At 62.0% G+C, this 13,122-nt stretch carries 11 protein-coding genes; 5 read left to right on the forward strand and 6 right to left on the reverse strand.

The window, feature by feature from the left end:
• Positions 1 to 175: 175 nt before the first annotated feature.
• Positions 176 to 2,590: a penicillin-binding protein 1A gene (locus AC1ECK_RS34660; protein ID WP_480327505.1), complete on the forward strand. Its 2,415-nt coding sequence runs from the start codon at positions 176 to 178 to the stop codon at positions 2,588 to 2,590.
• A 132-nt stretch (positions 2,591 to 2,722) separates the two neighbouring features.
• Here the strand turns inward: AC1ECK_RS34660 and cyaY are convergent, their stop codons facing one another.
• A complete protein-coding gene (gene cyaY / locus AC1ECK_RS34665) occupies positions 2,723 to 3,040 on the reverse strand; it encodes an iron donor protein CyaY (RefSeq protein WP_480327507.1) in 318 nt (105 codons plus the stop codon).
• Positions 3,041 to 3,075: 35 nt separating this feature from the next.
• Between cyaY and lptM the strand changes: the two genes are divergently transcribed.
• Together lptM and lysA are read left to right on the forward strand one after the other, a co-directional pair.
• Positions 3,076 to 3,468 carry an LPS translocon maturation chaperone LptM gene (lptM, locus tag AC1ECK_RS34670; RefSeq protein ID WP_480327509.1) on the forward strand — a complete coding sequence of 131 codons (393 nt, stop codon included), beginning with the start codon at positions 3,076 to 3,078 and terminating at the stop codon, positions 3,466 to 3,468.
• A 9-nt stretch (positions 3,469 to 3,477) separates the two neighbouring features.
• On the forward strand, positions 3,478 to 4,740 hold the full coding sequence (gene lysA, locus AC1ECK_RS34675; protein WP_480327511.1) for a diaminopimelate decarboxylase: 1,263 nt from the start codon (positions 3,478 to 3,480) through the stop codon (positions 4,738 to 4,740).
• 107 nt (positions 4,741 to 4,847) lie between these two features.
• On the opposite strand, the gene msrQ is transcribed toward lysA, so the two are convergent.
• The 5 genes from msrQ to AC1ECK_RS34700 all read right to left on the reverse strand — a co-directional run bounded on the left by msrQ (position 4,848) and on the right by AC1ECK_RS34700 (position 10,924).
• Positions 4,848 to 5,540 (reverse strand): protein-methionine-sulfoxide reductase heme-binding subunit MsrQ, encoded by a 693-nt coding sequence (msrQ, locus tag AC1ECK_RS34680; protein ID WP_480327513.1) that lies wholly within the window; start codon positions 5,538 to 5,540, stop codon positions 4,848 to 4,850.
• A 12-nt stretch (positions 5,541 to 5,552) separates the two neighbouring features.
• A complete protein-coding gene (gene msrP / locus AC1ECK_RS34685) occupies positions 5,553 to 6,548 on the reverse strand; it encodes a protein-methionine-sulfoxide reductase catalytic subunit MsrP (RefSeq protein WP_480327515.1) in 996 nt (331 codons plus the stop codon).
• Positions 6,549 to 6,713: 165 nt separating this feature from the next.
• The gene (gene ccsB, locus AC1ECK_RS34690; protein WP_480327517.1) at positions 6,714 to 7,934 is read right to left on the reverse strand and encodes a c-type cytochrome biogenesis protein CcsB; all 1,221 of its coding nucleotides are present in this window, start codon (positions 7,932 to 7,934) and stop codon (positions 6,714 to 6,716) included.
• Between the two features lie 4 nt (positions 7,935 to 7,938).
• Positions 7,939 to 10,143: a cytochrome c biogenesis protein ResB gene (locus tag AC1ECK_RS34695; protein ID WP_480327519.1), complete on the reverse strand. Its 2,205-nt coding sequence runs from the start codon at positions 10,141 to 10,143 to the stop codon at positions 7,939 to 7,941.
• Between the two features lie 127 nt (positions 10,144 to 10,270).
• The gene (locus AC1ECK_RS34700; RefSeq protein ID WP_480327521.1) at positions 10,271 to 10,924 is read right to left on the reverse strand and encodes a c-type cytochrome; all 654 of its coding nucleotides are present in this window, start codon (positions 10,922 to 10,924) and stop codon (positions 10,271 to 10,273) included.
• A 202-nt stretch (positions 10,925 to 11,126) separates the two neighbouring features.
• On the opposite strand from AC1ECK_RS34700, the gene yihA reads away from it, so the two are divergent.
• On the forward strand, positions 11,127 to 11,780 hold the full coding sequence (yihA, locus tag AC1ECK_RS34705; protein ID WP_480327523.1) for a ribosome biogenesis GTP-binding protein YihA/YsxC: 654 nt from the start codon (positions 11,127 to 11,129) through the stop codon (positions 11,778 to 11,780).
• A 278-nt stretch (positions 11,781 to 12,058) separates the two neighbouring features.
• The gene (hemB, locus tag AC1ECK_RS34710; protein WP_480327525.1) at positions 12,059 to 13,057 is read left to right on the forward strand and encodes a porphobilinogen synthase; all 999 of its coding nucleotides are present in this window, start codon (positions 12,059 to 12,061) and stop codon (positions 13,055 to 13,057) included.
• The last annotated feature ends 65 nt before the right edge of the window (positions 13,058 to 13,122 follow it).

Genomic DNA, 13,122 nt, shown 5'->3' on the forward strand with positions numbered 1-13,122 from the left:
GCCGCGTTGCGCGATATTCGGCCGAATGGCTAACGTGAGTTCCACGGCTCCCGAGACGACCTCAAAGCGTCTACAGTAAGGTCATCCCCTGCGCGGCCTGCCACCCATCTGTAAGCACGCCGAAAGCTGACGAGCCAGGCGGCTATAATCGCGGGACTGTTTTTTTGGTATTCATATGCAATCTTCGTCCCCTACGTCTGCTCCGCCCGCGCCGCAGAAGCGCAAACGTCCGTTGTGGCTGAAGCTCGTTCTGGGGCTGGTAGGTTTGATGTTCGCCGGCATCGCGTGTGCCGGGCTCGTGCTCGGCTACGCGCTGGTCGTGGCCACGCCGAACCTGCCTTCGCTCGACGCGCTCACCGACTACCGTCCGAAAGTGCCGCTGCGCATTTACACGGCAGACCACGTGCTGATCGGAGAATTCGGCGAAGAGCGGCGCGACGTAGTACATATTCAGGACGTGCCCGACAGTCTCAAGAAGGCCGTGCTCGCCATTGAAGACGCGCGCTTCTACGATCACGGCGGCGTCGATCTGACAGGTATCGCGCGCGCCGGCTTCGTCGCGCTGACCAACGGTCACGCCACGCAAGGCGCCAGCACGATCACGATGCAGGTGGCCCGCAATTTCTTTCTCTCGAGCGAAAAAACCTACACGCGCAAGATCTACGAGATGTTGCTCGCGTACAAGATCGAGTCGAAGCTGTCGAAAGATCAGATTCTCGAGGTGTACATGAATCAGATCTATCTGGGCCAGCGCGCATATGGCTTCGCAAGCGCGGCACGAGTGTATTTCGGCAAGGACATGAAGGATCTGACGCTAGCCGAATCCGCCATGCTCGCCGGTTTGCCCAAGGCTCCCTCCGCCTATAACCCGGTCGTCAACCCTAAGCGCGCCAGGGTTCGTCAGGAGTACATCCTGCAGCGCATGCTGGAGTTGCACTACATCACGCAGGAACAGTACGACGAAGCGAGTAGGCAGCCAATCGCCGTCAAGGGCGCGGGTAAAGAGTTCAGCGTGCACGCGGAATACATCGCGGAAATGGTCCGTCAGATGATGTATGCGCAATATCACGAAGAGGCCTACACACGTGGGCTAAATGTCGTGACGACGATCGACTCGGCGGATCAGGATGTCGCATACCGTGCGTTACGCAAAGGTCTGATGGACTACGAGCGGCGCCACGGCTACCGAGGGCCGGAAGCCTTTATCGATCTGCCCACGGATGCGGACGAGCGCGAACAGGCGATCGACGACGCATTGCTCGAACATCCCGACAACGGCGAAATCATCGCGGCCGTGGTAACCACCGCCAATCCCAAACAGGTCGAGGCGACCCTCGCCGACGGCAATGTCGCGACGTTGCAGGGCGACGGCCTGCGTTTCGCCGCCTTCGCACTCGGCCCGCGCGCGCAGCCGAATCAGCGCATCCGTCCCGGCGCGATCATCCGCGTCGTCAAGGGTGACGACGGCAACTGGTCGGTCACGCAGTTGCCGCAGGTCGAAGGCGCCTTCGTCTCGGTCGTGCCGCAAGATGGGGCGATCCGCGCGCTGGTTGGCGGTTTCGACTTCAACAAGAACAAGTTCAATCACGTCACCCAGGCGTGGCGGCAACCGGGCTCGAGCTTCAAGCCGTTTATCTACTCGGCTTCGCTGGAAAAGGGCCTCGGGCCGGCCACCGTCATCAACGACGCGCCGCTCTTCTTCAGCGCCGCGGAAACCGGTGGCCAGGCGTGGGAGCCGAAGAACTACGGCGGCGGCTTCGACGGCCCGATGACGATGCGCACCGCGCTGCAGAAATCGAAGAACCTCGTGTCGATCCGGATCCTCAACCACATCGGCCCGAAATACGCGCAGCAGTACATCACCCGTTTCGGCTTCGATGCGGATCGCCATCCGGCCTATCTGCCGATGGCGCTCGGCGCCGGTCTCGTCACACCGTTGCAGATGGCCGGCGGTTTCTCGGTGTTCGCCAATGGCGGATATCGGATCAACCCGTATCTGATTGCGGAAGTGACCGACCAGCGTGGCATCGTCGTGGCACAGGCCAAGCCGCTCGTCGCGGGACAAAGCGCGCCGTACGCCATCGACGTGCGCAATGCCTACGTCATGAACAGCCTGTTGCAAAGCGTCGCGCAGCGCGGCACGGGAGCAAAGACCAATATCCTGAAGCGCACCGACCTCGCCGGCAAAACCGGCACGACCAACGATTCACGCGACGCCTGGTTTGCGGGTTATCAGCACACGCTCACTGCGATTGCATGGATCGGCTACGACAATCCGCGCAGTCTCGGCGACAAGGAAACCGGCGGCGGTCTGGCGTTGCCGGTGTGGATCGATTACATGGGCAAGGCACTGAAGGGCATACCCGAATACAAGACGCCGATGCCACAGGGAGTCGTCACGCTCGGCGACGAACTGTATTTCGACAACTTCACGCCGGGAAACGGTTTCGTCTCGACCGTCGGAGTCAGTCAGGCCGAGCTGGATGCGGACTCGAGCGAAGGGGCATCCGGCGCGGCGCAAGCGCCGGCACCGGAACAGGTTGGCGACCAGGAAAAGCAGGACATCATGAACCTGTTCCGCGGTCATTAGCGGCTGTGCCGGCGCGCGCTCAACGAGGCGTGCCGGCAAGATTGCGGCCGTGTCATGCGATCGCGAGCGGGTGATCACGCACCATCCGCTATCGCATCCGGCTTCAGGCGAGACGCCGCCGAAGCGCCGCGCTTACGGCTGGAAGCGAACCGGCTCGCCGGCCTGCTGCGTCGCGTAGTCCGAGAGCGCGGCGAAGAACTCGGTGCCGCTGCGGGTATCGCGCCATGCATCGTCGGTAAAGCGGAAATGGAAACCTCCCGCCTTTGCCGCGATCCAGATTTCCCGCATCGGCGGTTGCAGGTTCACGATAATCTTCGAGCCGTTCTCGAACTCGAGTGTCAAAACGTTGCCGCTGCGTTCGAACTCGATATCGGCTTCCGTATCGTCGAGCGTGCGTTCGATGGCCGCAAGTGCAGCCTCGGCGCGGGTCAGGTATTCGCTATCGGACATGCTAAACTCCAACGATCATTTTTTCAGGGACAGTCATGCGAGTTGTTTCTCGGATGCGCAAAACGGCGCCCGACGCGTGGGCGCCCCGCTCAAGGGCGTTTGGCTTAACGCAGCCCCGCGCATCGGCGCCCGGCTTTAGGCAGCCCCGCGCGATTGTAGCCGCTCTGGTCATTGTCGCAGGTTGCGCTCTTGGTGGCTGCGGGCAACGCGGGCCGCTCTATATGCCGACCGTGCCGCCCTTGCCGGCCAAACCCGCCGACGCAACCCAGACGCCGTCCACTGACGCAGTGAAAGCGGCGTCCGGCACGATACCCGACACATCGGGTACACCGTTGACGCTTGCGCCGGAAACCGAACTCCGTACCGTACCTGACTCGGCCGCATCGGCACCGCAATCGCCGGCCTCCGACAGCACCCCCGTTCAATAAGACTTTCGCATGACTCGATCCGCATTTGCCTATGTCGACGGCGTCCTGCACGCAGAAGGCGTGTCCGCCGTTTCCCTTGCCGAGCAGTTCGGCACGCCGCTGTACGTGTATTCGCGCGCGGCGCTTACCGCTGCATGGCAAGCCTATGCGGGCGCATGCGCAGGCCGCCGCGCCACCGTACACGTGGCCGTCAAGGCGAACAGCAATCTCGCTGTGCTGAACGTGTTCGCAAGGCTCGGTGCCGGCTTCGATATCGTCTCCGGCGGTGAGCTGGCGCGCGTCCTCGCGGCCGGCGGCAAAGCGGAAAACGTCGTCTTTTCGGGCGTCGGCAAAAGCGCCGCAGAGATGCGCGAAGCGCTCGAAGCGGGTGTCAAGGGCTTCAACGTCGAATCGATTCCCGAGCTCGACCGCCTGAACGCCGTGGCTGCGTCGGTGGGCAAGAAAGCGCCGGTCTCGCTGCGCGTGAATCCCGACGTCGACGCGAAAACACATCCGTACATTTCCACCGGCCTGAAGTCGAACAAGTTCGGCGTGGCGTTCGACGAGGCGCGCGCCACTTACCGCGCCGCCGCGGCCATGACGCACCTCGAGGTGGTCGGGATCGACTGCCATATCGGCTCGCAGATCACCGAGGTTGCCCCTTATCTGGACGCGGTGGACAAGCTGCTCGAACTGGTCGAACAGATCGAAGCCGACGGCCTGTCGATCCGCCATATCGACGTGGGCGGCGGTCTCGGCATCACCTATGACGACGAAACGCCGCCCGAGATCGGCGAGTTCGTACGTACCGTGCTCGATCGTATCGAAGCGCGCGGTCACGGCCATCGCGAGGTGTATTTCGAACCGGGTCGTTCGCTGGTCGGCAATGCCGGCGTGCTGCTCACGCGTGTCGAGTTTCTCAAGCCCGGCGCGGAAAAGAACTTTGCCATCGTCGACGCGGCGATGAACGATCTCGCGCGTCCGGCCATGTACGAGGCGTATCACCGCATCGAACCGGTCGTGAAGCGCGATTCCCCGGCGCATCTGTACGACGTGGTCGGCCCGGTCTGCGAAAGCGGCGACTGGCTGGGCCGCGAGCGCCTGCTGGCAATCGAAGCCGGCGATCTGATCGCGCTGCGCTCGGCGGGCGCCTACGGTTTCGTGATGAGCTCGAATTACAACACGCGTCCGCGTGCCGCTGAAGTCATGGTCGACGGTGACAAGGTGCACCAGGTCCGCGCCCGCGAAGAGGTCAAGCAGTTGTTCGCCGGCGAGGCCATCTTGCCCGATTGAGGGGCCGGATAACGGATAACGGCTTGACACGCCGCCAACAAAAAGGCGATGCCACTGCGGCATCGCCTTTTTGTTAGGTGGCGCTCAAGACGGCCAGCGGCGCACGTTCACCTCTTCGCGGCTGACACGGCCATGCGCTCGCGCAACCACCCGAGCAACCGCCAGCCCAGCAGGGCAACCATGATTGCGCCGTAGATCTTCGGCAGCAGCAGATCGTGCTTGCCGGATTTCATCCACCAGAAATGCAGGATCGCGAGCACACCGATCGCGTAAATCGCGCGGTGCAGGCTCTGCCAGCGGCGCCCCAGCTTGCGGACCATCGCGCGCGGCGAGGTCGCGGCCAGAGCGATCAGCAGCACGAAGGCCGCGAAACCGACCATGATGAACGGGCGCTTGCCGATGTCTTTCAGGATGGCCGCCACGTCGAACCATTTGTCGAACCACAGGTAGGTCGTGAAATGCAGCGTGGCGTAGAAGAATGCGTACAGCCCCAGCATGCGCCGAAACCGCACCAGCGCGCCCACCCCGGTCAAGCGGCGCAACGGCGTCACAGCAAGCGTGATGCACAGGAATACCAGAGTCCACAGACCGGTTGAGCGAGTGATGAACTCGATCGGATTGGCGCCGAGCCGGTCGGTCAAGCCGAACAACACGATCCGTGCGAGCGGATACCACGCCGCCACGAAAACGGCGATCTTCGCCGGCACCACCCAGCGGGCGCCCGCCGCGGCGGGACGCCTGGCAGCAGACGGCTGCCGCCGTGAAGCAGGCTCGGAGACGGTTGGTGTTTCAGAGGCCATGGCGCATCCCGTTCAGAAGTTCTTCTTCAGGTCCATGCCCTGATACAGCGAGGCAACCTGATCGCCGTAGCCGTTGAACATCAGCGTCTTTCTCTTGGGCGTGAAAAAGCCGTCTTCGCCGATGCGCCGCTCGGTAGCCTGGCTCCAGCGTGGATGGTCGACATTCGGGTTCACGTTCGAGTAGAAGCCATATTCGTTGGGTGCGTAGGTGTTCCAGCTCGTGGCCGGCTGCCTGTCGACGAAGCGGATCTTCACCAGCGACTTGCCGCTCTTGAAGCCGTATTTCCAGGGAACGATGATCCGCAACGGCGCGCCGTTCTGGTTGGGCAGCACTTCACCGTAGACGCCCACCGTCAGCAAGGTCAGCGGATTCATCGCTTCGTCCATCCGCAGTCCCTCGGAGTACGGCCAGTCCAGAATCGGCGTGGACAGGCCCGGCATCTGCGACGGATCGGCCAGGGTGATGAACTGCACGTATTTGGCATTGCCGTTAGGCTGGGCCCGCTTGATGAGCTCCGACAACGGAAACCCGATCCACGGCATCACCATCGACCAGCCCTCCACACAGCGGTGCCGGTACACACGCTCCTCGAGCGGCGCCATCTTCAGCAGATCGTCGATGTTGTACACCTTGGCGTTCTTCACCTCGCCTTCGACGCTCACTCGCCAAGGGTGCGGCCGCAACGTGCCGGCATTCTGCGCCGGGTCGCTCTTGTCGGTCCCAAACTCGTAAAAGTTGTTGTAGGTGGTGATGTCCTTGTAAGGCGTGACCTTATCCGTCGCGACGAACCTGGGATTCGTCTTCGCGGCCAGCTTCTGTCCCTTCGCGTCCGGCGAAGCATACTCGGCGAACGCCTCGCCGCTCGCGCCGATCAGACTGCCCATCGCTGCCGCGCCGGCCGCCCGCAGCACGCGCCGCCGGTTCTCGTACACGCGCCTCGGCGTGATTTCGCTGCGGGCGATGTCGTCGCCCTGCAGTGCAATCCTGTCGCTTCGCTTGATCCACATGGTGCAACTCCTGCTGGCCCGGCGGGCCACGTTGACGATCGTTCGACTACTCATCCATAGGTACTGTTCAGACCAACACTCTGGATGCGCGAATATTCCCGTTCCAAAGAAAAACCGCCGGTGCAGGGCACACGGCGGTTCTTGGTCGGTTGAGCAAGACGGATATTACAGCTTGCCGTAGCTATGCAGCCCGGAGAGGAACATATTCACGCCGAGGAACGCGAACGTGGTGACCAGCAGGCCAGTCAGCGCCCACCATGCGGCAACTGCACCGCGCAGGCCCTTCATCAGCCGCATGTGCAGCCAGGCTGCGTAATTCAGCCAGACGATCAACGCCCAGGTTTCCTTCGGGTCCCAGCTCCAGTAGCCGCCCCAAGCCTGCGCGGCCCACAGCGCGCCGAGGATCGTGGCAATGGTGAAGAACGCAAAACCGACCGCAATCGACTTGTACATCAGGTCGTCGAGCACTTCGAGCGGCGGCAGGCGGTCCGCCAGCACGCCTTTTTCCTTCACCAGATAGGCGACTCCGACCATTGCCGACAGCGCAAAGCTGCCATAGCCGATGAAGTTAGCCGGCACGTGGATTTTCATCCACCAGCTTTGTAGCGCCGGCACGAGCGGCTGGATCTGCTGCGCATCGCGCGAAATCGAGTACCACATCAGGAAGCCGACCGCGGCGCTGATCACCAGCAGCACGAAGGCGCCGAGCGCCCGGGTGTTGTAGTGCTGCTCGTAGTACAGGTAGAAGAGCGCGGTGATCAGGCTGAACAGCACGAACACTTCATACAGGTTCGAGATGGGGATATGACCCACGTCCGAGCCGATCAGGTACGACTCGTACCAGCGCACCATCAGGCCGACAAAGCCCATCAGCACGGCGGCCCACGTCATCTTCGAACCAATTGCGGCTCCCGTGGGCGAGCGCGACAGCAAGCTGATCCAGTAGAACAGCGTAGCCAGCACGAACAGCGCGCTCATCCACAGGATGGCGGACTGGCTCGACAGGAAGTATTTGAGGAAGAACGCGCTATCGGCCCGGGTCAGGTCGCCCTGATAGACCTGGATCGCAAACAGCGACAGCACCGCAATACCGGCGATCAGGAGCCGCGCGGGCTTCCAGCGCCAGCCAAGCGTGACAAAAACCGGCACCGCGCACACCAGCACCAGCTTGTCGTAATAGTTCATGAACGGGTGATAGCGCGACAGCGCGAACCCCGCGCCCCCGACCATCGCCAGCGCGAACAGCCAGTCGAATATACCGAGGCGTTTCAGAAACGGCCGCTCGTCGAGCAGCGCCGGATGCTGTTCCGGCCGGGCCGCCGCTGCCGCGTTCTTGGCCGACGCGCTGCTGCGCGAAGGGGATGAGGAAACCTGAGTCAAGTCCATGATCTTACCGGGTCGTATCGTGTGAGCCTGCGGACGATGCACCGGAGGTGCCGGCCTTGTCGGCTGCGTCGCTGGGTTTGGCACCCAGCACGGCGCCGACGGCGTCGCGCGTCTGAGCAAACTCCTTGTCGAAATCGAGCGTCTTGCGCGCGCTCGACATCGCCATCACGACGTTCGTGCCGTAATCGGCGTCTTTGATCCAGAACCAGAGACGCCGCTCGCGGACGTAGAACATCGAGAAGATGCCCAATACGAGGAGCAGGCTGCCAAGATACACGACTTTTTTGCCCGGCGCGCGCGTCAACTGAAATACCGAAGCTTGCACCTGCCTGAATGAGTCGAGCTGTAAATAGACAGGCGATCCATACAAAAAGCTGTCGGATATCGCGTTGATCGAGCTCTGAATGAACAGGCTGTTGTCCGCCGAAGGCGTGACGTCAGCCTCGCCGGCCTGCTCGCGGGCCAGTTGCCACAAGTCCCAGGTCGAGCCTTCGAGCATGCGCAGCAGCAGCGAGGCCGCTTTCTCCTGCTCGCCCTTCGGTACCGAACGGTCGATGAACGCCGCGATCGCCTGGAAGCCGCCAATGTTCTGGCCGCCCTGCATCATGCCGATACTGCTGTCGCCGCCCGCAAATAGGGTCAGCACGCGCAGCGCGCTTTCTTCGAGGTGCTGCTGCAGGTCCGCGTTGGACGCCGGCACCGAGCGCTGCGCGAAACGGTGCGCCGCGGCGGCGCGCATGGCCGGATTCTCCAGCGTGGCGCGCAGGTTCATCCATTCCTTGACCGTACCGCCCTGGTCGGCGGGAATGCGCAGATAGCGGAACGGATCGTCCGGATTGATGCGCATGCCGGCGAGGAACATCTTCTCGCCGCTCACGTCGACCGGCAGCATGTAGTTGTTGTACTCGCGCGCCTGGCCGTCCTTGCCACGCACCTTGTACTGCACCGACGGACCGACATTGTGCAGATCCAGCGGCTTCGAGGTTTTCGCGCCCGAGCCGAGGCGCTCGTCGAAGGCTTCCTTCAGCGACTGATGCGCGACGCCGCGTGCATCGTTGGCGCCATTGCCGTTCGAGACGTTTTCGACGTTGATGGCGCGGAAATCGGCGAATTCGATGGTCTGGCCGTCCGCGCCGGGCACCGCGTTGCCCAAGGGGGCCGAGTTGCCGATCGTGCCACCGAACGGGGCGGTTTTCGCACTGTCGCCGGTCATCGGATAGGCGGTCATCTGCATCTGCGAGCCGCCGTCCTGGAAGCTCGACTGGTAGATCGACACGCCGTCGTACTCGAAAGGTTGGTTCACTTCGACCCGCGCCGGAATTTTCTGGCCGGTCTTGTGATCGATCACGACAATGTCGCTCGCGAACAGCTTCGGCATGCCCGTCGAGTAGTAGTCGACAATGAACTTGTTCAACTGGATCGAAAACGGCAGATCCTGGATCAGCGACCCGCTCGGCTGGTTCAGGATCGCCGTCGAGACATGCTCGCCTTCCGGCACCCACGCATAACCGCGAAACGTCGGGTTGGACTGCGACAGGCGATGCTCGGGCGGAATGTCGCTGATCACCGAGTTGCTGTTGATGGGCGTCTTGTTGAACATCCACATCTGCAGCTTGATCGGCAGATTGCTGTCGAGCAGGCCCCCCAGGCAGATGATGACGATGGCAAGGTGCGCCGAAATATAGCCAAGTTTGGTGAGCGCGCCGCGCTTGGCGGCGATCAGCGTCGCGCCATTCGATTCACGCGTGACGAACTTGTAGCCGAGCCGGCCCGACAGTTTCGCCAGTGTGGCTGTGGTCTGTTCGCGCGTGCCGCCGACCGCGAACTCGCCCTTGTGGTGAAACGCCCGCAGGCTCGATTCGCGGACCTTGTCCTTCCAGCTTTTCATGTCGGCGATCATCTTCGGCGCATTGCGGATCACGCACAGCGACACCGAGACCATCAGAAAACCGAGGATCAGCATGAACCACCATGCGCTGTACACGGTGTACAGGCTCAGCGAACGGAAGATGTCCGCCCAGAACGGGCCGAACTGATTGACGTAATTGGGATACGGGTCGTCCTGGGTAAGGACGGTGCCGATGATGCTGGCAATCGACAGGATCACCAGCAGCGCGATGGCAAATCGCATCGAACTCAACAACTCGACGACGCGACGGATGGGCCGCTGGCCCGACTTCATTTCAATACCCGACGTGGTGACGCTCATTCACACTCCGACAGAACAGCAAAAAAGGGTGAACGGCCGCCGCTGACACACGAAGCGCACGACGCCATCACCCTTTTCTTGTTTTTCACCGGCCTCGCTGGGCCGGTTGCACTTGCGTGCGGGCTTCTTAATGCAAGCCCGCGATGTAATCGGCCACAGCCTTGATGTCGCTATCCGACAACCGCGACGCAATGGTATGCATTGCATCATTGTTGCTGCGCGCGCCCGAACCCTGCGTGAACGCGTTCAACTGTGTCACCGTGTAGTCCGCCCATTGCCCGGACAGCCGCGGATACTGCACCGGAATGCCCTGACCGGTAGGCCCGTGACAGCTCGCACATGCCGGCACAGCCCGTTCGGCGATGCCCGCGCGATAAATCTTCTGTCCCAGCGGGACGGTGTTCTTGTCGTGTGCGTAACCCGGCTTCGGCGTCTGGGCCGCAAAATATGCGGCAACGTTCACCATATCCTGATCGGACAGCGCTGCGGCCATGCCGGCCATAATCGCATTATTACGCGCAGGCTGCCTCGCACCGGGCTGGGTTTTGAAATCCATCAACTGCTTGACGAGATATTCGGGGTGCTGGCCGGCCAGCTTGGGATAAGCCCCGCCGGCGCTATTGCCGTCGGCACCGTGACACGACGCGCATACTTGCGCCGCAATTGCCTGCCCCCGATTGATGTCCGGTTTTGCCGGATCTGCTGCTCGCGCCTGAACTGCCAAACCTGAAAGACCTGCCGCTACTTGAAACACTATCAGAGCTTTGCACAGTCGATTCATTCGCACACCCTGTTTCGTCTTGTGGGAATTAGAGGTTCTGCAAAACGACGGTGACCGATTTACCGCAGAGGCACGCGCGCTGGCCCCTCAGGTCTTCAGTAAACCATCGTATTGTACAATAACTCGCTAATCGCTTAGACGCCAGTCGGGCTTGACCCGTCCCCACCCCGGGTTCCCCGGCGTCTCATATTCTGGTTCCCCCATGTCCTTCCTGCTCCACCAATCCCGCTTCTTTACGACCGTCAATCACCTGCGTGATCTGCCGGCCACCCCGCAACCCGAAATTGCGTTTGCCGGGCGCTCGAATGCGGGCAAGTCGACGGCAATCAATCTCCTGTGCAACCAGAAGCGCCTCGCGTTCGCCAGTAAGACCCCGGGCCGCACGCAGCACATCAACTACTTCTCGGTCGGACCGGCGGCGGAGCCAGTGGCGAATCTGGTGGATCTGCCCGGTTACGGCTATGCGGAAGTGCCCGGGGCCGCCAAGGCGCACTGGGAGGCGCTGCTGTCCAGCTACCTGCAATCGCGCTCGCAACTGCGCGGCATGATCCTGATGATGGATTCACGGCGTCCGCTGACCGATCTGGACCGCAGGATGATTGAGTGGTTTGCGCCGACCGGCAAGCCGATCCATACCCTGCTGACAAAGTGCGACAAATTGACGCGGCAGGAGAGCATCAACGCGCTGCGGGCCACCCAGAAGGGTCTGGCCGAATATCGCGCGGCGGGCTACCAGGGAGAATTGACCGCCCAGTTGTTCTCGGCCCTCAAACGGATCGGTCTGGATGAGGCCCACGAGTTGATCGAAGGCTGGCTGATCCCTGAAGAGACAGGCGGCACGAACGCTGCCGAGTAAATACAGCGCCTGCCGAATAAGCACCTGAGTGCGGCATGGGCAATGCCGGGACCCGGTCTGGGCCCTATTTCGTTCGCCCATAAAAAAACCCGCCGCTACTGACGGCGGGCCAAACAGCCTAATCGAAAAACGACAGGCACCCGCTCAGGGAGGAGAAGCGGGGAGGTCAGCGCATCGCGCCTTGCTCGATCGGTATGATATACCATTGTCTCAAAAAGAGTTTCCAGCAAGCGGAGGCAGGCGTTTTTGTCATCTCCACGATATCCAAGACATTCGATATGAGCTTCTATCCGCATCACCGTCCGCGCCGCATGCGCCGTGACGACTTCTCGCGCCGTCTCATGCGCGAAAACATCCTTACCACCAATGACCTGATCTACCCCGTGTTCGTCGTCGAAGGCACCAACGTGCGGCAAGCCGTGCCGTCGATGCCGGGCGTCGAGCGTGTGTCGGTCGACCTGCTGATGGGCGTGGCCGAGCAGTGCGTCGAACTGGGCGTGCCCGTGTTGTCGCTGTTTCCGGCGATCGAGCCGTCGTTGAAGACCCCGGATGGCCGCGAGGCCACCAACGAAGCCGGTCTGATTCCGCGCGCCGTTCGCGAACTGAAAAAGCGTTTCCCGGATCTGGGCATTCTGACCGACGTCGCGCTCGATCCGTATACGAGCCATGGCCAGGACGGCGTGCTCGATGAAACGGGTTATGTGATCAACGACGAGACCGTCGAGATTCTCGTCGAACAGGCACGTGCTCAAGCCGAAGCGGGTGTCGATATCGTCGCGCCGTCGGACATGATGGATGGGCGCATTGGCGCGATTCGCGAAATGCTCGAGAGCGAGGATCACATCCACACGCGGATCATGGCCTACTCGGCCAAGTTCGCGTCGGCCTTCTACGGTCCGTTCCGCGATGCTGTCGGTTCCGCGACGAACCTCGGTAAGGGCAACAAGATGACCTATCAGATGGACCCGTCGAATTCCGATGAAGCGCTGCGCGAAGTGCGCGCGGACATCGAGGAAGGCGCGGACATGGTGATGGTGAAGCCAGGCATGCCGTACCTCGATATCGTGCGCCGCGTGAAGGACGAGTTCCGTTTCCCGACTTATGTCTATCAGGTCAGCGGCGAGTACGCGATGCTCAAGGCGGCCGCGCAGAACGGCTGGCTCGATCACGACAAGGCGATGATGGAATCGCTGCTGGCGTTCAAGCGGGCGGGAGCGGACGGCGTGCTGACGTACTTTGCGCTCGATGCAGCGCGCATCTTGCGGGCGCAGAAGTAACGGTGTTTCGAGGCGCTGTTTTGAGCGCCTCGCGATGGGTGATGTCAGGCGCCTGATGCCTGACA

The sequence above is a fragment of the Paraburkholderia sp. SSBN10T genome, from assembly GCF_056619545.1.